Origin of the sequence: Pandoraea pnomenusa (genome assembly GCF_000767615.3) — a bacterium.
In the GTDB taxonomy this organism is placed as follows: Bacteria; Pseudomonadota; Gammaproteobacteria; order Burkholderiales; family Burkholderiaceae; genus Pandoraea; species Pandoraea pnomenusa.
In genome coordinates this window covers 4,900,393-4,922,073 of sequence record NZ_CP009553.3, presented here as the reverse complement: position 1 = coordinate 4,922,073, position 21,681 = coordinate 4,900,393, and the positions used below count along the sequence as shown (strand labels likewise).

General features: G+C 65.4%; 19 protein-coding genes. 15 read left to right on the top strand and 4 right to left on the bottom strand.

The window, feature by feature from the left end:
* Positions 1-249: 249 nt before the first annotated feature.
* The 8 genes from LV28_RS46060 to LV28_RS46025 all read left to right on the top strand — a co-directional run bounded on the left by LV28_RS46060 (position 250) and on the right by LV28_RS46025 (position 9,662).
* Positions 250-1,134, top strand: coding sequence for an N-formylglutamate amidohydrolase (locus LV28_RS46060; protein WP_038619606.1), 885 nt, complete (start codon positions 250-252; stop codon positions 1,132-1,134).
* Positions 1,134-1,913 carry an IclR family transcriptional regulator gene (locus tag LV28_RS46055; RefSeq protein WP_023597844.1) on the top strand — a complete coding sequence of 260 codons (780 nt, stop codon included), beginning with the start codon at positions 1,134-1,136 and terminating at the stop codon, positions 1,911-1,913. Before LV28_RS46060 ends, LV28_RS46055 begins: the two co-directional genes overlap by 1 nt.
* Before the next feature lie 281 nt (positions 1,914-2,194).
* On the top strand, positions 2,195-3,166 hold the full coding sequence (locus tag LV28_RS46050; RefSeq protein WP_023597843.1) for an ABC transporter substrate-binding protein: 972 nt from the start codon (positions 2,195-2,197) through the stop codon (positions 3,164-3,166).
* Positions 3,167-3,180: 14 nt separating this feature from the next.
* Positions 3,181-4,017, top strand: a complete 837-nt coding sequence (locus LV28_RS46045) for an ABC transporter permease (protein WP_081326968.1) — start codon at positions 3,181-3,183, stop codon at positions 4,015-4,017.
* Between the two features lie 10 nt (positions 4,018-4,027).
* Positions 4,028-4,822: an ABC transporter ATP-binding protein gene (locus tag LV28_RS46040; protein ID WP_038619609.1), complete on the top strand. Its 795-nt coding sequence runs from the start codon at positions 4,028-4,030 to the stop codon at positions 4,820-4,822.
* 44 nt (positions 4,823-4,866) lie between these two features.
* Entirely contained in the window at positions 4,867-6,153 is a 1,287-nt protein-coding gene (locus LV28_RS46035) for a dicarboxylate/amino acid:cation symporter (protein WP_023597840.1), read from the top strand.
* 168 nt (positions 6,154-6,321) lie between these two features.
* A complete protein-coding gene (locus LV28_RS46030) occupies positions 6,322-8,310 on the top strand; it encodes a sensor histidine kinase (RefSeq protein ID WP_081326967.1) in 1,989 nt (662 codons plus the stop codon).
* Positions 8,310-9,662, top strand: a complete 1,353-nt coding sequence (locus LV28_RS46025) for a sigma-54-dependent transcriptional regulator (RefSeq protein ID WP_023872945.1) — start codon at positions 8,310-8,312, stop codon at positions 9,660-9,662. The genes LV28_RS46030 and LV28_RS46025 overlap by 1 nt, the downstream gene beginning before the upstream one ends.
* A gap of 73 nt (positions 9,663-9,735) precedes the next feature.
* Here the strand turns inward: LV28_RS46025 and LV28_RS46020 are convergent, their stop codons facing one another.
* Positions 9,736-10,260, bottom strand: coding sequence for a TlpA family protein disulfide reductase (locus LV28_RS46020; protein WP_023597837.1), 525 nt, complete (start codon positions 10,258-10,260; stop codon positions 9,736-9,738).
* A gap of 63 nt (positions 10,261-10,323) precedes the next feature.
* Positions 10,324-11,001, bottom strand: coding sequence for a thioredoxin domain-containing protein (locus tag LV28_RS46015; protein WP_052408622.1), 678 nt, complete (start codon positions 10,999-11,001; stop codon positions 10,324-10,326).
* A 287-nt stretch (positions 11,002-11,288) separates the two neighbouring features.
* Here LV28_RS46015 and LV28_RS46010 point away from each other — a divergent pair, with 287 nt between their 5' ends.
* Complete coding sequence (locus LV28_RS46010) at positions 11,289-11,828, top strand: hypothetical protein (RefSeq protein ID WP_023597835.1); 540 nt, start codon at positions 11,289-11,291, stop codon at positions 11,826-11,828.
* A gap of 32 nt (positions 11,829-11,860) precedes the next feature.
* Here the strand turns inward: LV28_RS46010 and LV28_RS46005 are convergent, their stop codons facing one another.
* Together LV28_RS46005 and LV28_RS46000 are read right to left on the bottom strand one after the other, a co-directional pair.
* Complete coding sequence (locus LV28_RS46005) at positions 11,861-13,429, bottom strand: YifB family Mg chelatase-like AAA ATPase (protein WP_031627440.1); 1,569 nt, start codon at positions 13,427-13,429, stop codon at positions 11,861-11,863.
* Positions 13,430-13,739: 310 nt separating this feature from the next.
* Positions 13,740-13,988 carry an accessory factor UbiK family protein gene (locus LV28_RS46000; protein ID WP_024788671.1) on the bottom strand — a complete coding sequence of 83 codons (249 nt, stop codon included), beginning with the start codon at positions 13,986-13,988 and terminating at the stop codon, positions 13,740-13,742.
* 408 nt (positions 13,989-14,396) lie between these two features.
* Here LV28_RS46000 and LV28_RS45995 point away from each other — a divergent pair, with 408 nt between their 5' ends.
* The 6 genes from LV28_RS45995 (at position 14,397) to gshB (ending at position 21,613) form a co-directional block, all read left to right on the top strand.
* A complete protein-coding gene (locus LV28_RS45995; RefSeq protein WP_023872951.1) occupies positions 14,397-15,224 on the top strand; it encodes a TorF family putative porin in 828 nt (275 codons plus the stop codon).
* 13 nt (positions 15,225-15,237) lie between these two features.
* The gene (locus LV28_RS45990; protein ID WP_010804740.1) at positions 15,238-15,576 is read left to right on the top strand and encodes a P-II family nitrogen regulator; all 339 of its coding nucleotides are present in this window, start codon (positions 15,238-15,240) and stop codon (positions 15,574-15,576) included.
* A 25-nt stretch (positions 15,577-15,601) separates the two neighbouring features.
* Entirely contained in the window at positions 15,602-17,137 is a 1,536-nt protein-coding gene (gene amt / locus LV28_RS45985) for an ammonium transporter (RefSeq protein WP_023597831.1), read from the top strand.
* Positions 17,138-17,534: 397 nt separating this feature from the next.
* Complete coding sequence (gene gshA / locus LV28_RS45980) at positions 17,535-18,824, top strand: glutamate--cysteine ligase (protein WP_023597830.1); 1,290 nt, start codon at positions 17,535-17,537, stop codon at positions 18,822-18,824.
* A 1,167-nt stretch (positions 18,825-19,991) separates the two neighbouring features.
* Positions 19,992-20,597 carry a helix-turn-helix transcriptional regulator gene (locus LV28_RS48930; RefSeq protein ID WP_145862782.1) on the top strand — a complete coding sequence of 202 codons (606 nt, stop codon included), beginning with the start codon at positions 19,992-19,994 and terminating at the stop codon, positions 20,595-20,597.
* 77 nt (positions 20,598-20,674) lie between these two features.
* Positions 20,675-21,613, top strand: coding sequence for a glutathione synthase (gshB, locus tag LV28_RS45970; RefSeq protein ID WP_023872953.1), 939 nt, complete (start codon positions 20,675-20,677; stop codon positions 21,611-21,613).
* The last annotated feature ends 68 nt before the right edge of the window (positions 21,614-21,681 follow it).

Here is a 21,681-nt window from a genome sequence, read left to right as displayed (position 1 = left end):
GCCACGATGACATGGGTGCGAGGGCAAAAGCGTTTCAAATTGCCGCCATCTGCCGTGAACGCCGCGTAAATTTCGTTTCGCCGCCGACATCCCCGGCTTCGCGCTCCCGAAATATGTTGTAACAAGCCGTGCCTTGTCGATGCCTGCTGGTTGTTTCAAAATATTCGAACCTTGTTTTGCTTGGCAAAACAATGGGCTCGCCACGGGCTTCCGGCGAGGGGAAGTCACGGATGCACGCAAGGAGAGGGCATGTCCCGTCAGGTCACCGAGGGCCGGTATTTTGTGGAAGCACCGCAAAGGGGCTCGGCAAACTGCGCAAAGGACCTGCCGCTTGTCATCGACGCGCCGCACAGCGGCCATGTTTTCCCGCCCGACTTCGACACCATTGCGCCGGCTGCGGCGATTCTCGCGTGTGGCGACGCCTACGTGGACGAACTGTGGTCGGTCGCCACCCATCACGGCGCGACGCTTGTCGGCGCCCTGTTTCCCCGGGCGTACATCGACCCGAATCGCGCCGAGCATGACATCGATCCCGAATTGCTCGCGAGCCTGTGGCCGCATGACGCGCGTCCGCAGGCCTACAGCGAACGCGGCGTCGGACTGCTGCACCGCTTCGCCGCACCCAATGTGCCGCTGTACGACCGGCGGCTGACGGTGGCCGAAGTCGAGCGCCGCATCCATGACTACTACCTGCCGTATCGACACGCGCTGCGCGATGCCCTTGATGCGGCCTGGCAGCGCCACGGCGTGGTCTGGCATCTGGACTGTCATTCGATGAGCTCGCGCGGCGGCGCGCTGGACCCTGACGCCGGCATGTCGCGCCCCGACATCGTGGTGAGCGACGGCGACGGCACCACGGCCGACCCGGCGTTCTCGCGCTGGGTCATTGCCGCATTGACGCGCCTGGGCTATCGGGTGGCCTACAACACGCCCTATCGCGGTGGCGATCTGGTGCGCCACTTCGGGCGCCCGGCCGAGCGGCGCCACAGTGTGCAGATCGAACTGAGCCAGGCGCTTTACCTGAACGAATCGCACGGCGAGAAGCATGACGGTTTCTCGACGCTGCAATCGCAACTGGGCCAATTCGCGGCGGCACTCGCCGCCTATGCCGAACAACATAGCGAGGAAGTTTGATGGACTACACAGTCGCTTCGGTCGACACGGCGCTCACGCTGCTGTCGCTGGTCGGGGAATGCCCCGGCCTGGGTGTGACGGAACTGGCGCAGCGCGCCGGTCTCAACAAATCGCGGGCGTTTCGTCTGTTGGCGACGCTGGAACAACACCGCTGGGTGGTGCGCGAGGGGAGTCCGGTGACCTATGTGCTGGGCGCGCAGGCGCTGGTGCTCGGCGTGGCCGGGCACGAGCAGGTGAATCTCGTGAAGGTGGCGCATCGTCACCTCCAGTCCCTTAACCGGGCGCTCAACGAAAACATCCAACTGCGCGTGCGCGATGGCCTCGAGTCGCTGTGCGTGGCGCGCGTCGAATCGACGCACGAACTGCGCGTGCACGGCGTGGTCGGCAATCGCCGACCGCTGTACGTCGGCGCCTCGGGACGCGTGTTGCTTGCGTTCGCCTCGGATGACGTGCGTGCACAGGTGCTTGGCCGACCCCGCAAGCGATTCACGGCCGGCACGCTCATCGAGCGAGACGAACTGGCGGCCGAGTTGCTCAATGTGCGACGTCAGGATTGCGCCGTGAGCTTCGGCGAACTCGCGCCTGAGGCCGTGTCCGTGGCCGTGCCGGTGCGCGACGCTTCCGGTGAAGTCATCGCCTCCCTGTCGGCGTCGGGACCTTCGTCGCGCATGACGCGTGCCCTGCTGCCCGATATCTCGTCACGCCTGTCGGCATGCGCCGCCGAAATCTCGGCTGCCCTCGGTTACCAGACGCCGGTGCCGGAAGCCCTTTCGGCCTGACGCCGGCAGCGCGCCGCATTACCGCGACACACCCCGGCCGCCGCCGGGGGCCTCCTCGTCGCGTCGCCCGATTTTCCGGAAATCCAGAATGACTGTCCGCCGGTTTTCTGGATTTCCGTATTGTTGACTATCGGGTTTTCCTCAGTTTGACACTTTAAAATCAATGACTTGTGTCATTGGCATAGGTTTTGCTTTATTGGTCGTGTGCTGCCGCGTTGTCCGGGGTGCCAACGGAAATCCGGAAAAATCAGGCAAGCCGATCCAATAAGAGAGGAGACCCTATGTTCAAGCAATGTCTTGCCGCCGCAGCGCTGTGCGCGGCCTCGCTACACGCTTTCGCCGCCGACGATCTGGTGCGTCTGGGCAACCTGAAGTTCGCTCACTACGGTGCGGTGTCGTACATGAAGGTGATCGGACCCAAGTACGGTCTGAAGATCGAGGAGCGCATGTTCGCCAAGGGCGTGGACATCATGCCGGCGATCGTGGCGGGGCAAATCGACGTGTCGGCAAGTGCGCTTGACGCCGCCATCGCGGGTCGTGCACAGGGCGCGCCGATCTATGCCGTGGCCGGCTTCGCGAAGGGCGGTGTGCGCCTCGTCGCGAAGAAGGGCGAATCGATCACCAAGGTGGCCGACCTCAAGGGCAAGAAGGTGGGCGTGGCCCGTGGCGGCGCTCAGGAACTGATTCTCTACGCCGAGCTGGCCAAGGCCGGTCTCACGTGGTCGGATCAGCCCGGCAAGGACGTGCAGATCATGTTCATGGCGTTCGCCGACCTGAACCAGGCGCTCGCCGCCGGCAGCATCGACGCCATGTGCCAGTCCGAGCCGCAAGCCTCGCAAGCCATCAACAAGGGCTTCGGTGTGGAAGTGCTCAAGCCGTACGACACGCCGATCGGCGAGCCGGTGCGCGCGCTCGTGATCACCGAGAAGCTCTACAAGGAAAAGCCGGACGTCGCCCAGCGCCTGATGTACGCGTTCGTGGAGGCGACCGACTACTTCATCAAGAATCCGCAAGCGGCCGAGAAGTACGTGCGCGAGGACATGTTCAAGAACCAGATCACGTCGCAGGATTTCACCGACGCGATCGGCAACTCGCCGTATAGCTACGACCTGAGCCTCTCGCATGTGCAGCTCACGACCGACCTCATGAAGAAGTACGGCGTGGGCAAGCTGCAGGATCCGGTGCCGAAGGCCAGCGACTGGGTCAAGCTCGACCTGCTCGCCAAGGCCAAGGCCAAGCTCAACATCAAGTAAGGCGGGGCGCACGGATGGCCGCTGTCCTTGCTAATTCAGGCGTCTCGCGCGCCACGCGAATCCTGCGTGGCGTGCTGATTCCGCTCGTGGTCCTGGCGCTCTGGCAGATCGTCACGGGCCTCGGGTGGATCAACCCGATCATTCTTCCGTCACCCCTGGCCGTGGTGGCCAAATGGTGGCAATACCTCAAACCGACCGTGACGATGGCCGAGGGCTTCGGCGCGTGGCTGCAATCGAGCGAGTTGCTCATGGACGCCACGCACAGCCTGTACCGCGTCGTCATGGGCTTTCTCGCGGGCACCCTGATCGCATTGCCGCTGGGGCTGCTCATGGGCACGAGCACGCGCGTCTACGGCTTGTTCAATCCGCTGGTGCAGGTGGTGCGGCCGATCCCGCCGATCGCCTACATTCCGCTGGCCATTCTCTGGTTCGGCCTGGGCAACCCGCCCGCGTTCTTCCTCATCGCGCTCGGGGCGTTCTTCCCGGTGCTGATGAACACGATCGCCGGCGTGCGTCATGTCGACGGCATCTACCTGCGTGCCGCGCGCAACCTCGGTGCGAACCAGTTCACGATCTTTCGCCGCGTGATCATGCCGGCGGCCACGCCTTACATTCTGTCGGGTGTTCGGATCGGCATCGGCACGGCTTTCATCGTCGTGATCGTGGCCGAGATGATCGCCGTGAACAACGGCCTGGGCTACCGCATTCTGGAAGCGCGCGAGTACATGTGGTCGGACAAGATCATCGCCGGCATGCTCACCATCGGTCTGCTCGGCCTGGTCATCGATCTGGGCATGGATCGCCTCAACAACCACCTGCTCAAGTGGCACCGTGGTCTCGAAACCAAGTGAGGCGAACGACATGCTCATCGAAATCGAACACGTCAACAAGCAGTTCCCCATTCCCGGCGGCGTCGTCGACGCGCTCAAGGACATCGACCTGAATATCGCCGCGGGCGAGTTCGTCTGCCTGCTTGGCCCCTCGGGTTGCGGCAAGTCGACGCTGCTCAACGCGCTGGCAGGCTTCGTGCAGCCGAGCTCGGGCACGATCCGCATCGACGGGCGCGCCGGTGCGGCCGCCGAGCCGGGCCCGGATCGCGGCATGGTGTTCCAGGAGTACGCGCTGTTCCCGTGGATGACCGTGGCGCAGAACATCGCGTTCGGGCTGGAGATCAAGGGCATGAAGCGCGCCGAGATCAACGAGCGCGTGGACCTGCTGCTCGGCAAGCTCAACCTGCGCGAATTCCGCGACCGGTTTCCGCGCGATCTGTCCGGCGGCATGCGCCAGCGCGTGGCGATCGCCCGCGTGCTCGCGCTCGACAGCCCGATCCTGCTCATGGACGAGCCGTTCGGTGCGCTCGACGCGCTCACGCGCCGCACGCTGCAGGACGAGCTGCTGCGCATCTGGGAGGAATTCAAGAAGACGATCATTTTCGTCACACACAGCATCGAGGAGTCGATCTATCTGGCCGACCGGGTCGTCGTCATGACGTACCGGCCGGGCACCGTCAAGCAGGACGTGGTCATCGATCTGCCCCGTCCGCGCGACACGGCGGGCAGCGAATTCAACGAACTGAAGAAGACGTTGGCCCAGATGGTGATGGAGGAGCAAATGCGCTTTGCGCAAAGCGAGATTCGCGGCGTCACCGCGGATTGATAACAAGGGCGGTGGCTTGCCCCGCCGCCTGAAGAGGAAACGACATGCAAACCCAGACCAAGAAACCCTTTTACCGCATCCTGTACGTGCAGGTGCTCATCGCCATCGTCATCGGCGTGCTGCTTGGGCACTTCAAGCCCGACCTTGCCGTGCAGATGAAGCCGCTCGGCGATGCGTTCATCAAACTGATCAAGATGATCATCGGTCCGGTGATCTTCTGTACCGTCGTGACCGGCATCGCCGGCATGGAAGACATGAAGAAGGTCGGCCGCGTCGGCGGCAAGGCCCTGATCTACTTCGAGATCGTCTCGACGCTCGCGCTGATCATCGGTCTGGCCGCGACTCACATCCTTAAGCCGGGTGCGGGCTTCAACGTCGACATCAACTCGCTCGATCCGAAGGCGATCGCCGGCTATGCCGCGAAGGCGGCACATGGCGAGACGTTCGTCGACTTCCTGCTTCACCTGATTCCGAGCACGATCACCGACGCGTTCGCCAAGGGTGAAATTCTGCAGATCCTCGTGATCGCGATTCTGTTCGGCGCCGCGCTGGGCGCGATCGGCGAGCGTGGCCGCGTGGTCACGAACTGGATCGACAGCGTGTCGGGCGTGCTCTTTCGCGTGGTGCACATCATCACCAAGGTGGCGCCGCTGGGCGCCTTCGGTGCGATGGCCTTCACGATCGGCAAGTACGGTATCGCCTCGCTGGTGCCGCTGGCCAAGCTCATGGGCACGTTCTACCTCACGGCGTTCCTGTTCGTGATCGTGGTGCTCGGGCTGATTGCCAAGTTCACCGGCTTCTCGATCTTCCGCTACCTCGCTTATATCAAGGAGGAACTGTTGATCGTGCTGGGGACCAGCTCGTCGGAAGCCGCACTCCCGCACCTCATGGAAAAGATGGAGAAGGCCGGTTGCTCGAAGTCGGTGGTCGGTCTGGTGATTCCGACCGGCTACTCGTTCAACCTCGACGGCACGAACATCTACATGACGATGGCGGTGCTGTTCATCGCGCAGGCCACCAACATCGACCTGACCTGGGGCCAGCAGCTCACGCTGCTCGCCGTGGCGATGCTGACCTCGAAGGGCGCCTCGGGCGTGACCGGCGCCGGCTTCATCACGCTGGCCGCCACGCTCGCCGTGATTCCGACGATCCCGGTGGCCGGTATGGTGCTGATTCTCGGTATCGACCGCTTCATGAGCGAATGCCGCGCGCTGACGAACCTCGTCGGCAACGGCGTGGCCACGATCGTCGTGTCGGCCTGGGAGAAGGAGCTCGATCGCAAGAAGCTGGCCGACGCGATGGCTGGCAAGCAAGGTCCGGAGCTGGCCTGACGGCCGGCGGCAGCGGCGGCCAGTGCGGTGCGCGACTCGGTTCGCGCGCCGGCGCCGGCCGGACATGAAACCCGCTGCCACACCCACGTTCGCCACCGGGCGGCGCGGCACAGGCACAATAGCGCCTGAGCTTCGCCGCCCGGTGGTCCTTCGGTACCCAGCGCCCCAATGGCCACCCTGTACGACACCCTGATCCGCGCATGCCGCCGCGACTCGCCCGCGAGTGCCGCCGACGCGCGCGCGAGGTCACCGGATCGCCGGCGCGACGAAGTCCCCATCGAACTCGAGAGGACCGTGCCGATGCGCCGTTGGTCGTGGATAGTCGTCATGCTGTTGGCGAGCGTCCTGTTCTGCTGGTTGACTTACGCCCTGAGCTGGCAGCGCGGCGTGGCCGATCTGCGCGTGAATGCCGGCGCGCGCGTCGAGCGCTATGCCGGAAGCCTGCGCAGCACCGTCGACCGCTACGAATTCCTGCCCTACCTGTTGTCGCTGCACCCCTATGTGCACGATCTGCTGCGCAATCCCAAAGACCGCGCGGTCGTGCAACGCGCCAACGATTATCTGTTCGATGTGAACCACCGCGCCAAGGCCTCGGCCGCCTACGTGATCGATGCCAATGGCCTCGCCCTGGCAGCGAGCAACTGGCGCGAGAAGGCCACATTCGTCGGACAGGAGTACCGCTTCCGCCCGTATTTCATCGACGCTATCAAGGGCGCGCTCGGCCGGTTCTACGGCGTGGGCACCACCTCAGGCGAGCCGGGCTATTTCGTTTCCCAGCCGATCCTGGTGGATGGCGCGATTCGCGGCGTGGTCGTCGTCAAGTTGAATCTGGAATGGTTCCAGCGCGCGGGCGCCGACGCCTCCGAGCCGGTCGTGGTCGCCGACGATCACGGCGTGGTGTTCCTGTCGTCGGAGCCGCGCTGGCAGTACCGCTCGCTTGCACCGCTCTCTCCCGAGGTGACTGCGGCGCTCAACAGCACGCGCCAGTATTACAACCAGCACATCACGCCGCTGGCATGGCACGAGGATGAGCGGCTCGACGCCGACGGCGAGGTGGTGACCGTGCGCGACGGTCGCGGCGCGGGCAGAAGCCGGCGCTTTCTCGCCGTGCAGCGCAAGCTGGGAGAGCCGAACTGGACGCTCATGTACTTCGCCCCGCTCGACCAGGTGATCGCCAATGCACGGATCGCGGCGGTGGCCGCGGCGTGCCTGGCGGCGTTCACGTGCTTGCTGGGCGTGGCTTGGAATCAGCGTCGCCAGCGGGTGCGCGACATGCTCAAGAGCCGAGAACTGCTCCAGGCCGCGTACGCCGAGCTGGGCGAGCGGGTGGCCGAGCGCACGGCGGACCTGCAATCCGCGAACGAGCGATTGCAGACCGAAGTGCAGGAACGCTCGCGCACGGAGCACGAATTGCGCGAGGCGCAGAGCGAACTCGTGCAGGCGTCGAAACTCGTGGCGCTCGGACAGATGGCCGCCGGCATCACGCACGAGCTCAACCAGCCGCTCTCGGCACTGCGCAGCTTCTCCGACAATACGCGCGTGCTGCTCGAGCGCGGTGAACACGACGCGGCGCGCGAGAACCTCGAGGCCATCGCGTCGCTGACCGATCGCATGGGCAAGATCACGGGACAACTGCGGCTGTTCGCCGGACGCGCGCGGCGCGGCGACTCGGAGGCATCGGTGCGGCGCGCGCTGGAAAATTCGCTGATGTTGCTGCGCGGGCGGCTGGCCGGCATCCAGGTCGCCACCATGTTCGCCGACGGTCTCGACGACGTGCGGGTCGCCTGTGAAGGCTTGCGTCTGGAGCAGGTGCTCATCAATTTGGTGGGCAATGCCATCGACGCCGTGCTGAGCGTGTCGGGCACGCATGCGCCGCCGTCGATCTGGATCGATGTCGACGCCGACGCGCAATGGGTGCGCATTTACGTGCGCGACAATGGGCCGGGCATTTCGGAGGCACATATGCCGCGTCTTTTCGAACCGTTTTTCAGTACCAAGGAGGGCGGGCAGGGCATGGGGCTCGGACTCGCCATTTCATCGTCCATCGCGCAGGAGAACGGCGGCCAGCTGGTGGCGCGCAATGTTCCCGGCGGCGGTGCCGAATTCCTCGTGACGCTGCGCCGCGTACAGCGCAGCACCAGTGCAACCCTCGCATGATGTACAAGAACCTCCAGATCCTTTTTGTCGAAGACGACGAACTCGTGCGGCGCGCCACGCTGCAAAGCCTGCAACTCGCCGGCCTCGACGCCTTCGGGCTCGCATCGGCCGAGGCGGCGCGCGAGCGCATCACGCCGGACTTCGCCGGTATCGTCGTGTCCGACATTCGCCTGATCGGCATGAGCGGGCTGGAGCTGCTCGCGCACCTGCGGCAGCACGCGCCGGAAGTGCCGGTGATCCTCGTGACGGGCCATGGCGACATTTCGATGGCGGTGCAGGCCATTCGCGACGGCGCTTACGACTTCATTGAAAAGCCCTTCGCGCCGGATCGTCTGATCGAGTCGGCCAAGCGCGCGCTCGAAACCCGCAAGCTGATGCTGGAGAACCAGGCCCTGCGTCGCGAACTGGCCGAGCAGGGCGGACGGGCGTCGCGCATCATCGGCCGCAGTCCGTCGATCGAGACGCTGCGCACGCTGATTGCCAATGTGGCGATGACCGACGCGCCGGTGCTCATCAACGGCGACACCGGAACCGGCAAGGAGCTGGTGGCGCGCAGTCTGCATGAATTGTCGCGTCGACGCGATGCGCCGTTCGTCGCACTCAACTGCGGGGCGTTGCCCGAAGCCATTTTCGAGAGCGAGATGTTCGGCCACGAGGTCGGTGCGTTCACCGGTGCGGCCAAGCGTCGTATTGGCAAGCTGGAGCATGCCTCGGGCGGCACGCTGTTTCTCGACGAGATCGAGAGCATGCCCGCCGCGTTGCAGGTCAAGCTGCTGCGCGTGCTGCAGGACGGCGTGCTGGAGCGACTCGGGTCGAATCAGTCGATTCGCGTCGACTGCCGTATCGTGGCGGCCGCCAAGGGCGACATGGAGGCGCTCGTGCGCGCGGGCACGTTCCGCCGCGACCTGTACTATCGGCTGAACGTGGTCACGCTCGCCTTGCCGCCGCTGCGCGAGCGCCGCGAGGACATCCTGCCGCTGTTCGAACACTTCCTGCTCGACGCCGCCGTGCGTTACGGCCGCCCCGCGCCGGTGGTCTCGGACCGGATGCGTCAGGAGTTGATGCAGGCGGACTGGCCCGGTAACGTGCGCGAGCTTCGCAATGCGGCCGACCGTCTCGTGCTGGGGGTGGCGAGCGCGCCCGAGGGCGATTCGCTCGCACCCTTGCCGCTCAAGGAGCAGGTGGAACGCTTCGAGCGTGCGGTGCTGCAAGAAGCGCTGGAACACAGCAAGGGAAATGTGGCCGCCACGGCCGAGGCGCTGCACGTTCCCAAGGCCACGCTCTACGAAAAGCTCAAGCGCTACGGGCTGCAAACGCGCGGGCAGGGCGACGGGAGCGAGGGCGTGCGCTGAGGCGCCCAAAACGAAAAAGCGCCCCGAAGGGCGCTATCTTTTCATGCTCGGTGACCTGACCGTGCGCGGGGCGTCAGGCCTGTTTGGCCAGCGCCTTCTCGATAAGCTTGTCGAGTTCCGCGTATTCCGGCTCGCCAACGTACTGCTTGAGCACCTTGCCGTCACGGTCCACCACGAAGGTCGTGGGCGTGAGCTGTACGTTCCCGTACTGCTTTGCCACGCTGCCGTCCGAGTCCATGGCGACCTTGAACGGCAACTGACGCGATTGCGCGTAATTCACCACATACATCGGCGGGTCGTAACTCATGGCCACCGCCACGAACTCCAGACCCCGGCCCTTGTACTTCTCGTACGTCTGCACCATCGTGGGCATTTCCTTCATGCAGGTCGTGCAGCTCGTCGCCCAGAAATTGACGAGGTAGACCTTGCCCTTGAGTTGCTCGGTGCCGAGCTTCTGGCCCGAGAGCAGCGTGAAGGTGGCGTCCGGGGCGCGCTTCTGACCGGCGAACGTGAAGTAGGCGGCAATCGCGACGACGGCGACGATCGCCACAGCGACGATCTTGCCAAGCGGAGACTTGCGGGAGGTCGAGGTGCTCATGACACAGCCGTTGGGATGAGGTTGTTCATTGGGTGACGTCGATTCTACTCTGATTCTCTGGGATCAATCTCGACGCGTAGCAGCGCCGGAATTCCCGTTTCCCCCGTGAAGGCGGGCTCGACCGCGCGCGATGGCGTTGTCGAGGTAGGCGCCGTAGAAATCGGGCAGGCCAGCGCCGATCAAAGGCTCGGCAACGGGCCGTCCGTTCGTATCGAGGAACAAAACCGTCGGCGACACCTTGGCCCCGTGCGCGCGCGCCCAGGCAACACCGGTGGTGGTCGAGCCATCGAAGTCGCGCACCGCCGCCGTGCTGTCCATGCCGATCTCGCGCACTTCGTACTTGCCGCTGCGCACCAGCGGCGCGAGCTCACGTTGGCGGATGGGCCCGCAGTAGACGCAGTCGCGCAGCGACACCAGCACGATCAGCGGCACGTCGAGTGACTTGGCACGTTGTGCGTGTGCGGCGAAGTCCGTCGCCAGCGGCACAGCGGCGGACTCGCGCGCGGGCGCTTTGACGTCGCGCGAGAGGGGCGACGCGGGCAAAGCGGTCGACGCAGTCGAAGCGGAAGACGACGAGACTGCGCGCGGATACGTCACGCCGCCCGGCTGCGCCGATTCTCGCCCGGACGTGACCGAACGCAGGTCGTCGCCGGGCGTGGAGGCGGCGTTTGCCGCACCCGGGACGCCGCCGAGCATCGACAGCACCGCGAGTGCCTTCGCCGCCAGGGTGACGGCCGGCATCAGACGCCCGGTGCGTGCGGCAAGGCCCGCACGGGCCGTATGGGCCTCATGGTCCTCATGGGCCGTATGGGTTGCATCGGCCGCACGTGGGGCGCGTGAGGCCGGAACGGCGTATCGAGGCCATGGCGTCCGCGTGGTCCCGGGGACGGGGCGAGCGGGAGCGAATGCGTTTTTCATGTCGCCGATGATACCGGGAACGGTGTGTATGCGTGAGCGCCTCAAGGCGCGTTAGTGACGCGACATGACGGATAATGGCCGTTTCCCGGTCCTTCGAAAGTCTCCCGTCCATGAACCGTGTTGTCCGTGTCTGCGTGATGCTCGCCTCAGCGGTGGTACTCGCCGCCTGTTCCCCTCGCTACGACTGGCGTGAGGTGCACGACACGGACGGCGGCTATGCCGTGACGTATCCCGCCAAGCCGACGCAGGACGCCCGCGAAGTCAAATTCGCATCGGGTGCGTTGCCCATGCGCATGCAGGCCGCCCGTGTGGACGCCGCCTTGTTCGCCGTGGGCGTGGTGACATTGCCGTCCGACGACGCCACGTTGCGACAGACGGTGCTTGCCGAATTGCAGCAAGGATTGCTCGCTAACGTCAACGAAGCCGCGGCCAAACCGGCGCAGGTGATGGTGCGCCAGGCGGGCGACGCGCCGGCCGTGCCCGGACTGGCCGTCGCCGCGCAGGGCGTGGCAAGCGACAAGACACCGCGCTACGTCGCCGCCCGGTTTGTCGGGCGCGGCAATCACGTCTATCAGGTCGTGGTCCTCGCGACGAAAGCGCCCACACAGGACCAGGTCGACCAATTTCTCGACTCGTTCACTCTGGAGTGACGCCGTCCGGTCGCCGCCGTGTCGTCATGCGGTCAACTGGGGGCCTCTCGATATTGCACAGCTTCGGCGACGTGATGGGCATCGATGGCTTGGCATTGCGCAAGATCCGCGACGGTGCGCGCCACACGCAGCACGCGATGATAGGTGCGAGCCGACCAGTGGTGCTGCGCCACGGCCCGATGCAGGACCGCTTCGGCGTCGCGCGACAATGCGCATTGCATCTCCAGGGCCCGTCCGGACAGCGCGCAGTTCAATTGCCCCTGACGCGACAACTGCCACTCCCGCGCCTGCCTGACGCGCGATGCGACAACCTCACTCCGCTCGCCGTCGGCCTGGGCGGCGAACGTCTCGGCGCTCAGCGCCGGCACTTCCACGTGCAGGTCGATGCGATCGAGCAGCGGCCCTGAGAGCCGGTTGCGGTAGCGCGCCACCGCGTCGGCCGTGCAGCGACAGCGTCGCGACGGGTGCCCCAGATCGCCGCAGGGACACGGGTTCATTGCGGCGACCAACTGGAACGCGGCGGGGAACGTGGCATGTCCGCCGGCACGGGAGATGGTCACATGCCCCTGCTCGAGTGGTTCGCGCAGAACTTCGAGCACACGCCGCTGGAATTCGGGCAATTCGTCGAGAAAGAGCACCCCGCGATGGGCCAGGCTGATTTCGCCAGGGCGCGGCGTGCTGCCGCCGCCCACGAGTGCGGCAGCCGATGCCGTGTGATGCGGGGTGCGAACGGGGCGGCGTCCCCAGTGGCGCAAGTCGAACCCCTGCGCGCTGAGGCTCGCGAGCGTGGCGGATTCCACGGCATGTGCCTTGCTTAACGCGGGAAGCAGACCGGCGAGCCGCGTCGCCAGCATCGACTTGCCCGTGCCCGGCGGCCCATAGAAGAGAATGTGATGTCCGCCCGCGGCCGCCACTTCCAGTGCCCGTTTAGCCGGGGCCTGCCCCTTGATGTCCGACAGATCGGGCGCATCGGCCACCGGATCCGTGGGGATCGGCCGCTCGCCGGTGCAGGGCGACAACGCTGCGCCGTCCTGCCGCATCGACCCACCCGGCACGGTGGCACGCGGCAACGGCGTCGCAACGTCGGGTTCGGCAAGATGCGCACAGACATCGAGCAACGTGCGTGCGCCGAAGACGGTGGCGTCTTCGACCAGGGCCGCCTCCTGAGCGCTGTCCACGGGAAGCACCAGCGCGCGCGTCGACGCCTCGGCGGCGATGGCGCCCGCCATGGCGAGCCCCCCACGCACGCGGCGCAGCTCGCCGGTGAGCGACAATTCGCCCGCGAACTCGTGCGTCCGCAGTCCCGCCTCGGGCAACTGGCCACTGGCCGCGAGAATGCCGAGCGCAATCGGCAGGTCGAAACAACCGGATGCCTTCGGCAGGTCAGCGGGCGCCAGATTGACCGTGATGCGCCGCGCCGGAAATTCGAACCGGCTGTTCTGCAATGCCGAGCGTACCCGCTCCCGGCTTTCCTTGACTTCGGTGTCGGGCAGACCCACCAGCGACAGGCCAGGGAGCCCGTTCGCAAGATGGACTTCGACCGTCACCGGGCGCGCTGCCATGCCCGTAATCGCCCGGCTGCTCACGATGGCCAATGTCATGCCTTCCCCCTTCGAACGTTGCGAAGCATCGCCTGAGCATCGATCGTCGGCCCGGAGCGCGGCGGGCGCAATGGCCGCACCGCGCAAATGTGGCCTGGGGGGCGGTTTTCGGAGAAGGGGTGCGGGGGTGTCGGAAGCGTCAGTGTCGAACCTAGGACGATTCCGACCGTCGAGGCGCAATTTCGGCGAATGTCCGGGGGGGGCACCCGGCGGGAGCAGAGGCAGAGGCAGGGACGCGCAAACCGCTGGCCGACGCCTTGGCGCCGGGCCAGAAACGACAAGGGGCGCCGCAGCGCCCCGTTTCGGGTCGTCAGTCCTGCGCTTCGCCGCGCAGGCTTTCGAGTTCGGCCACGCGCTTCTCGAGCGCTTCGAGTTTCTCGCGCGTGCGCGCGAGCACCTGCGCCTGAACGTCGAACTCCTCCCGAGTCACCAGATCGAGACGGTTGAAGCCCTGATTGAGAAGGCTTTTGACGTTGCGCTCGATATCCTTCGCGGGCGATTGCCTGAGCAGGTCGCTCACCTTGGCTTGCATGTCTTGCAGGATCTCGTTCGGTTTCATAAGCCTTCCTCTCTCCATTTGTTCGCACCAACGTGGTGCCTGCACCGTCAGTGTGCTGCGTCGTGCCGGTCTGACCGGTGCAAGGTGGTGCATCGGAGACGGTCCATAACGCTGGCGCAACTCTAACACCGTTTATCGCGGCCAGCCAACGCAGCTGAGGCGTCCGATCGTTGCCCGGCAAGGGTTCGACACGATACCCCGCGCGGGGTTGCGGCAGGTGACGACATGGCCAAAGTGCGCTTCGCCATGCGGACGGCACTGCAATTTTGCCCTTTTTTTATCCCGAAATTCGTATCTTGCGCGTCGCTGCAAACGCAGACGACGGATCTGGCACGGGAGTTGCTCTACCCAATCCGGAACCTGCCGCACGCTGTACCAAGACTTCAATACTCAACTTAGGGGAAAGTGATGAAAAAAGTGTCGACTGCGATGGCTGGCGTTGTGTTCTTCGGGGCGATGGCGGGATCCACGGGCGCTTTCGCGCAGGCAAGCGGCGACGCGTCCGCCGCCGGTGCGGCGCCGGCCGCCGCAGCTGCGGCTGAACCGTTCACCGTGACCGCCAACATCGGGTTGTTCTCGGACTACCGTTTCCGTGGCATCTCGCAAACGGCGAAGCGTCCGGCGGTCCAGGGCGGCTTCGACCTCGCGCATGAGTCCGGCCTCTACGCCGGCGTATGGGCATCGAACATCAGCTGGATTTCGGACGGAAATTCCGCGGTGAGCGCGCCCATCGAAATGGACTTCTACGGCGGCTGGAAGAAGGAAATCGTTCCGGACTGGACCATCGACTTCGGTGGCCTGCAGTACTACTACCCGGGCAGCTATCCGTCCGGCGCCTATTTCCCGCGTCCGCATACCTTCGAACTGTATGCCGCCGTGGGCTGGAAAACCATCACGCTGAAGTATTCGCACTCGCTGACCCGCCTGTTCGGCCTGGTGAGTCCGGACGGCCAGGACACGACCAACAGCGGCTACCTCGACCTGACGGGCACCTACGACATCGGCTTCTGGGGCTTGTCCGCCGTGGGTCACGTGGGTCACCAATGGGTGCACAACTTCAGTGCGGCAAGCTACACCGACTGGAAGATCGGCCTGCAGAAGGATCTGGGCAAGAACTTCACCGTGTCGGTCGCCTACATCGATACGAACGCAGACGAGAAGTACTACACGGCCGGGAACTCGGGCAAGGTACTCTCCAAGGCGACGGTCGTCGTAGGGTTGTCAAAGACATTCTAAGGAGCGACTCATCATGAAGCTGATTACCGCCATTGTGAAACCCTTCAAGCTCGACGAGGTGCGTGAAGCCCTCTCGAACATCGGTGTGGCAGGCATTACGGTGACCGAAGTCAAGGGCTTCGGTCGCCAAAAGGGGCACACCGAGTTGTATCGGGGTGCGGAATACGTCGTCGACTTCCTGCCGAAGGTGAAGATCGAGGCGGTCATCGGCGACGCGCTGCTCGATCAGGCGATCGACGCCATCGAGCAGGCGGCCCGCACCGGCAAGATCGGCGACGGCAAGATTTTTGTGTCGAACGTTGAGCATGTGGTCCGAATCCGTACGGGAGAGACCGGCGAAGACGCGCTGTAAAGGTCCTACATAAGAGACATCCATCATGAAAAAACTGTTTGCCAAACTCTTGCTCGCCGCCGCCTTCCTGGGCGTGACGGGTGCTGTCGGACTGGGTTCCGGCGCCGCATTCGCACAGGATGCGTCGGCTCCCGCCGCCGCCTCGGAAGCTGCCGCACCCGCGGCCGCCGCCGCGGCAGCACCTGCGGCATCCGCCGCCCCGGCAGCCCAGGCGGCCGCACCCGCGCCCGCCGCCGCAGCGACGCCCGTGCCGCCCAACAAGGGCGACACCGCGTGGCTGCTCACCTGCACCGCGCTCGTCATTCTCATGACGTTGCCTGGCCTGGGCCTGTTCTACGGCGGTCTCGTGCGCTCGAAGAACATGCTCTCGGTGCTGATGCAGTGCTTCATCATCTTCGCGTTGATCGTGGTGCTCTGGTCCATCTACGGATACAGCATTGCCTTTACCGAGGGCGGGGCGTTCTTTGGGGGCTTCGACCGCCTGTTCCTGAAGGGCATGACGCCGGATTCGGTGGCCGCGACCTTCAGCAAGGGCGTCAACGTGCCGGAGTACGCGTACATGGCCTTCCAGGCAGCGTTTGCCGCCATTACCTGCGCGCTGATCGTCGGCGCCTTCGCCGAGCGTGCCAAGTTCTCGGCCGTGCTGCTCTTCACCGTGATCTGGTTCACGTTCTCGTACCTGCCGATGGCGCACATGGTCTGGTTCTGGGCCGGTCCTGACGCGTACACCGATGCCGCCGCCGCGGACGCCGCCACGGCACACGCCGGCTGGCTGTTCCAGAAGGGCGCGCTCGATTACGCGGGCGGCACGGTGGTGCACATCAACGCGGCCATCGCGGGTCTGGTCGGCTCGTACATGGTCGGCAAGCGCGTGGGCTTCGGCAAGGAAGCCTTCAAGCCGCACTCGCTCACCATGACGATGATCGGCGCATCGCTGCTCTGGTTCGGCTGGTTCGGTTTCAACGCCGGGTCGGGTCTGGAAGCCAACGGCGGCGCGGCGCTCGCTTTCGTGAACACGCTGCTCGCCACGGCCGCCGCTACGCTGTCGTGGACGGCGGGTGAGTGGATCGGCAAGGGCAAGCCGTCGATGCTCGGCGGTGCCTCGGGTGCGGTGGCCGGCCTGGTGGCCGTGACTCCCGCGGCAGGCTTTGTCGGTCCGATGGGCTCGATCGTGCTCGGCCTGATCGCCGGTGTGGTCTGCCTGTGGGGCGTGAATGGCCTGAAGCGCCTGCTCAAAGCGGACGACGCGCTCGACGTGTTCGGCGTGCACGGCGTGGGCGGCATGCTCGGGGCGATTCTGACGGGCGTGTTCGCTGCGCCGTCGCTTGGCGGCACGGGTATCTACGACTACGTTGCCAACAAGGTCGCGCCGGACTATTCGATCGCCGGTCAGGTCTGGATTCAGTTCCAGGGCGTGGTGACCACGCTCGTGTGGTCGGGGGTGGTGGCGTTCATCGCCTTCAAGATCGCCGACATCGTGCTGGGACTGCGCGTGCCGGAGGACGAGGAGCGCGAGGGTCTGGATATCACGTCGCACGGCGAATCGGCCTATCACAACTGATCGCAGGCATTGCTGAGAGGCGTTTGGCTTTGACCCACGCGGGTTGAGCGAGAAGCGTCGCCGGTGTACCGGTCGGACAGCCGGTCCCGGCATTGTGCGGGCACCCCAGCGGGTGCCCGCTTTTTTTTCGATCCCGTTCGGCGCGACGCGGCGCCGTCGTGGCGGCGTGGCGTCGTGGCGGCGCGCAGGCGTGTCCCGCTTGTGATCCGCGGTTTTGCCCCCACCTTCGCTCATCGCGGCATTGCGCCACCCCACTCGATCGCACCACGCCCGGGCCTGACGGCAGGCGTCGCCTGGACCGCCGCCCGGCGCGGAGCCCCTTCCGGGGGCATGGCGAACGGCAAAGGGGCCGGGCGTATGCTCTACAATCGATATTCCATCTGGATATGAGAGAAGCATGGTTCCGCATCTCGTCACGGCCCTGAAAGGCCCCCTGCTCGACCTGGAAAAGAAGATCCTCGATGCGACGCCCGCCATCGAGCGCTGGTTCCGGCTCGAGTGGCAGGAACATACGCCGCCGTTCTATTGTTCGGTCGATCTGCGAAATGCCGGCTTCAAGCTTGCCCCCGTCGACACCAACCTCTTTCCGGGCGGCTTCAACAATCTCGCGCCGGAAGTGCTTCCCCTTGCCGTGCAGGCCGCCATGGCCGCCATCGAGAAGATCTGCCCCGACGCGAAGAATCTGCTCCTTATCCCCGAGCGGCACACGCGCAACTCGTTCTACCTGCAAAACATCGCGCGCCTGTCGACGATCATGCGTCATGCCGGACTGAACGTGCGGCTGGGCTCGCTCTCGGACGACATCAGCGAACCGACGACCATCGAGTTGCCCGACGGCCAGCACGTGGTGATCGAACCGCTCGAGCGCACGCCGCGCCGGCTGGGGCTCAAGAACTTCGATCCGTGCTCGATCCTGCTCAACAACGACCTGTCGGCGGGCATTCCGCCGATTCTGGAAGGCCTGCACGAGCAATACCTGTTGCCGCCGCTGCACGCGGGATGGGCCGTGCGCCGCAAGAGCCAGCACTTCTCGGCCTATGACGACATCGTCAAGAAGTTCGCCAAGATGATCGACGTCGACCAGTGGATGCTCAATCCGTACTTCGCGAAGTGCGAGGGCATCGACTTCGACGAACGCGTCGGGGAGGAGAAACTGGCGGACACCGTCGACGCGGTGCTCAAGAAGATCAACAAGAAGTATCGCGAGTACGGCATCACGGAGAAGCCGTTCGTCGTGATCAAGGCCGATGCCGGCACCTACGGCATGGGCGTGATGATGGTGCACGACGCCGCGGAGATCAAAAGCCTGAACCGGCGCGAACGCACCAAGATGAGCGTGGTCAAGGAAGGCCTCGAAGTGCACGACGTGATCGTGCAGGAGGGGGTGTACACGTTCGAGCGCATCAATGAGGCGGTAGCCGAACCGGTCGTATACATGATCGACCGGTACGTGGTGGGCGGGTTCTATCGCGTGCATACGGGACGCGGCACCGACGAGAATCTGAACGCCCCCGGCATGCACTTCGTTCCGCTGGCGTTCGAACACACCGCCTTGCCGGATGTCCACGCCAAGCCGGGCGCCGCGCCGCCCAACCGGTTCTACATGTACGGGGTGGTGGCGCGTCTGGCGCTCCTGGCCGCCTCCGTCGAACTCGAGCGCACGGACCCGGACCCGGAAACGTATTGACGACGAACGGTCAACGAATGAGAGACGAGTGAGCGAGTGACATCGACTCGCGCACTATCGGCCTCTGCGTCTGCTTGAGAAGATTCTGAATTCGTTATGAAGCCGAATCCGCGCGGCGGTGGCTTCGCGCGCGTCCGGTGCAGGTCGGCGCAAAGAAAAAGACGCCCGGCTGGCCCCCCGACTAGCCGGGCGTCACATTTACCGGCCGCCTCATGCAACGGCCGGAAATCGGGGCTTCCCTGAGCGAGTCCCCCCGCAAACTGGTTTTCCTGCGTTCCCCCCTCGTCTGACGGATCGTGTACTTTTCCGGTCCGCCTTACGGTTCGTGTCAGCAGTAAGTGGATGATGCGACGGTTCGGCACACCGGACATCCCCCGAATGGGGGATGACGGTTCGTGACACAGCGGATTAAGAAATTTCCTTGGGACTGGCGGGGAGCTACATGGGAATGCATGGCGAGTTGCGGGCGTGCCTTCGTCAAATCCACCAATTGCCGGTGCCCACCCTCGGTTACCTGTCGCTATGGCTGGAGACCTTGCGCACCGGGCTGGCGGCCGACGGGGTGGTGGCGCTATGGTGTGAAGGGGGGAGGTCGACGCGGCAGAAGATTCGACGTTTGCGCAGGCGAGCGGTGTCACCGAATGGTACGCCCCGCAGACTTCGCTTCTGGCGTGCGAGCAAATGGCGGTGAGCGGTGGGCCCGCCATGCCGGCCGCCGCCATATGGCCCCGCTCGCCCTCGCGCGACAGCCTGCTGCGCGCCCATGCGCGACGCGCCAGGGGCACGGGTGCGGCGCAGGAGGCGATCTCGCTGCCTCGTCCCGCCGCGCTGGACCGCTGTTTGCCGGACGGCGACTTGCTCGACGTCTGTGTGCGGCCGGTCGCGGCGCCGCCAGCCGCGATGTTCGACGCGCCGTCTGCGAAGCCGATCGGCGCGCTCCGGCTGCTCGTCGGCCGCCATCGGTCGAAGCCGCGCTTCAACGCGCGGGACGTGACGACATTCGAGGCAGCGGCCTCTGAGTTCGCGGCGCCGCCCGGGCGTCCACTTTTCCCGCCGCTTCCGTCTTCTTCATCGCCCTCGTCGCCCTCGTCCGCTGCGACGCTCTCATCCTTCTCGGCCCTCCCGTTGCTTTCATCTGTCCCATCGCCCATGCCGGCTCCGCCGGCCATGCCGTCGACCTCGCGACCGGCGGCTTGGTGGGCCGTTGACGACGATGTCACGGGCACGCTCGTCTGGCATCGACACCAGCCAGAGTGGGCCGACCCGTCGGCGCTCGCCCTCATGCGCCGGGTTTGGCGGCCCGCGCCCGGCGGCGCATGGCCCGATGCCTGTGCCGTGGTGGACGTCTGCCGGTCGCTCGCGAATGCCCTGATGCTGCAACCGCCGATCGAGACCGGGGCGGGCCGCCAGGCGAGTCGTGCGGTGCTCGTTCCCGGAGGCACGCTGCATCTGCATGCCACGCATCTTTGCGGGATGGGAGGGCGCGCCACGGAGCGCGTGCGCATCGCGCTGCACCTTGCCGTGCCGCCGTCCATCCGATTGTTGCAACGCCTTCGTGCCACTGCGCTTACGCCAGTGCAACGCGAGATCGCGATGCGACTGCTCGCGGGCCAGTCCCGCGCGCAGACGCGCGAAGCCTGTGCGATCGGCGTGCAGACGCTCAAGACGCATCTGTCGCTCATGCGAGCGCGGCTGGACCCGGTGCGCGACGCGCCGCTGCTGGCGGGGTTGGGGCGGGCAGGGGCGGCGTGCCGGTGCGAAGCGGCAAAATGACGGCTCGGCTAGAATAGTTGCCTGTCGCCGCTTGCCGCGGTGTTTGCATCCGAACCCCCTAAGACTCCCGCCGATCGATGCAGATTCTCTTTATCGCCGACCCGCTCGACCAGTTCAAGATCTACAAGGACACCACGTTCTCGATGATGCGCGAAGCCGCGCGTCGCGGGCACCGTATCTTCGCGTGCGAACCCCATGAGATGGCATGGCAGGGCGCCTCCGTCGACGCGCGCGTGCGCGAGATCCGCATGACGGGCGACGCGCAGGTCTGGTACGACGTGGTGGACACGCGCGTGGCCGCACTCACGGAGTTCGACGCCGTGCTCATGCGCAAGGATCCGCCGTTCGACATGGAATACATCAATTCCACGTGGCTGCTGGAGATCGCCGAGCGTGCGGGCGCGCGCGTGTTCAACAAGCCCGGCGCGATCCGCGATCATTCCGAAAAACTGGCCATTGCCGAGTTCGGGCAGTTCGTGGCGCCGACCCTGGTCACGCGCGACGCAGCGCGACTGCGGGCGTTCCACGCCGAGCACGGCGACGTGATCTACAAGCCGCTCGACGGCATGGGCGGCACGGGCGTGTTCCGCATCGGCCCGGACGGACGCAACCTGGGATCGGTTATCGAAATGCTCGGGGAAAACGGGGCGCGCTCGGTCATGGCGCAGCGCTTCATCCCGGACATCAAGCTGGGCGACAAGCGGGTGCTCGTCATCGGTGGCAAGGTCGTGCCGCATTCGCTCGCGCGTATCCCGCAAGGCAATGAAGTGCGCGGCAATCTCGCTGCGGGTGGACTGGGCGAAGCGCGCGACCTGTCCGCGCGCGACCGCGAGATCGCCGAGGCGCTCGCCCCGGTGCTCTGGCAGCGCGGCCTGCTGCTCGTGGGCCTGGACGTCATTGGCGATTATCTGACGGAAGTCAACGTCACGAGCCCGACGTGCTTCCAGGAAATCACCGACCAGACCGGTTTCGACGTGCCGAAGATGTTTATCGACGCGCTGGAACAGGCGGTCTGAGGCTCGACGGGAGCGTGCCAGGCATCGCTTGGGGTAGACGCTAAGACCATGAAAATTCGGGGTTTTTG

Bases quoted from the DNA above. Each gene is read 5' to 3' on its own strand.
- LV28_RS46000 (WP_024788671.1), bottom strand. From the start codon at position 13,988: ATGAAACCGAACGAGATCCTGCAAGACATGCAAGCCAAGGTGAGCGAC.
- gshB (WP_023872953.1), top strand. From the start codon at position 20,675: ATGCAGATTCTCTTTATCGCCGACCCGCTCGACCAGTTCAAGATCTAC.
- LV28_RS46040 (WP_038619609.1), top strand. From the start codon at position 4,028: ATGCTCATCGAAATCGAACACGTCAACAAGCAGTTCCCCATTCCCGGC.
- LV28_RS48930 (WP_145862782.1), top strand. From the start codon at position 19,992: ATGCCGTCGACCTCGCGACCGGCGGCTTGGTGGGCCGTTGACGACGAT.
- LV28_RS45990 (WP_010804740.1), top strand. From the start codon at position 15,238: ATGAAGCTGATTACCGCCATTGTGAAACCCTTCAAGCTCGACGAGGTG.
- LV28_RS46045 (WP_081326968.1), top strand. From the start codon at position 3,181: ATGGCCGCTGTCCTTGCTAATTCAGGCGTCTCGCGCGCCACGCGAATC.
- LV28_RS46025 (WP_023872945.1), top strand. From the start codon at position 8,310: ATGTACAAGAACCTCCAGATCCTTTTTGTCGAAGACGACGAACTCGTG.
- gshA (WP_023597830.1), top strand. From the start codon at position 17,535: ATGGTTCCGCATCTCGTCACGGCCCTGAAAGGCCCCCTGCTCGACCTG.
- LV28_RS46005 (WP_031627440.1), bottom strand. From the start codon at position 13,429: ATGACATTGGCCATCGTGAGCAGCCGGGCGATTACGGGCATGGCAGCG.
- amt (WP_023597831.1), top strand. From the start codon at position 15,602: ATGAAAAAACTGTTTGCCAAACTCTTGCTCGCCGCCGCCTTCCTGGGC.
- LV28_RS46020 (WP_023597837.1), bottom strand. From the start codon at position 10,260: ATGAGCACCTCGACCTCCCGCAAGTCTCCGCTTGGCAAGATCGTCGCT.
- LV28_RS46035 (WP_023597840.1), top strand. From the start codon at position 4,867: ATGCAAACCCAGACCAAGAAACCCTTTTACCGCATCCTGTACGTGCAG.
- LV28_RS46030 (WP_081326967.1), top strand. From the start codon at position 6,322: ATGGCCACCCTGTACGACACCCTGATCCGCGCATGCCGCCGCGACTCG.
- LV28_RS46055 (WP_023597844.1), top strand. From the start codon at position 1,134: ATGGACTACACAGTCGCTTCGGTCGACACGGCGCTCACGCTGCTGTCG.
- LV28_RS46015 (WP_052408622.1), bottom strand. From the start codon at position 11,001: ATGCCGGCCGTCACCCTGGCGGCGAAGGCACTCGCGGTGCTGTCGATG.
- LV28_RS45995 (WP_023872951.1), top strand. From the start codon at position 14,397: ATGAAAAAAGTGTCGACTGCGATGGCTGGCGTTGTGTTCTTCGGGGCG.
- LV28_RS46050 (WP_023597843.1), top strand. From the start codon at position 2,195: ATGTTCAAGCAATGTCTTGCCGCCGCAGCGCTGTGCGCGGCCTCGCTA.
- LV28_RS46010 (WP_023597835.1), top strand. From the start codon at position 11,289: ATGAACCGTGTTGTCCGTGTCTGCGTGATGCTCGCCTCAGCGGTGGTA.
- LV28_RS46060 (WP_038619606.1), top strand. From the start codon at position 250: ATGTCCCGTCAGGTCACCGAGGGCCGGTATTTTGTGGAAGCACCGCAA.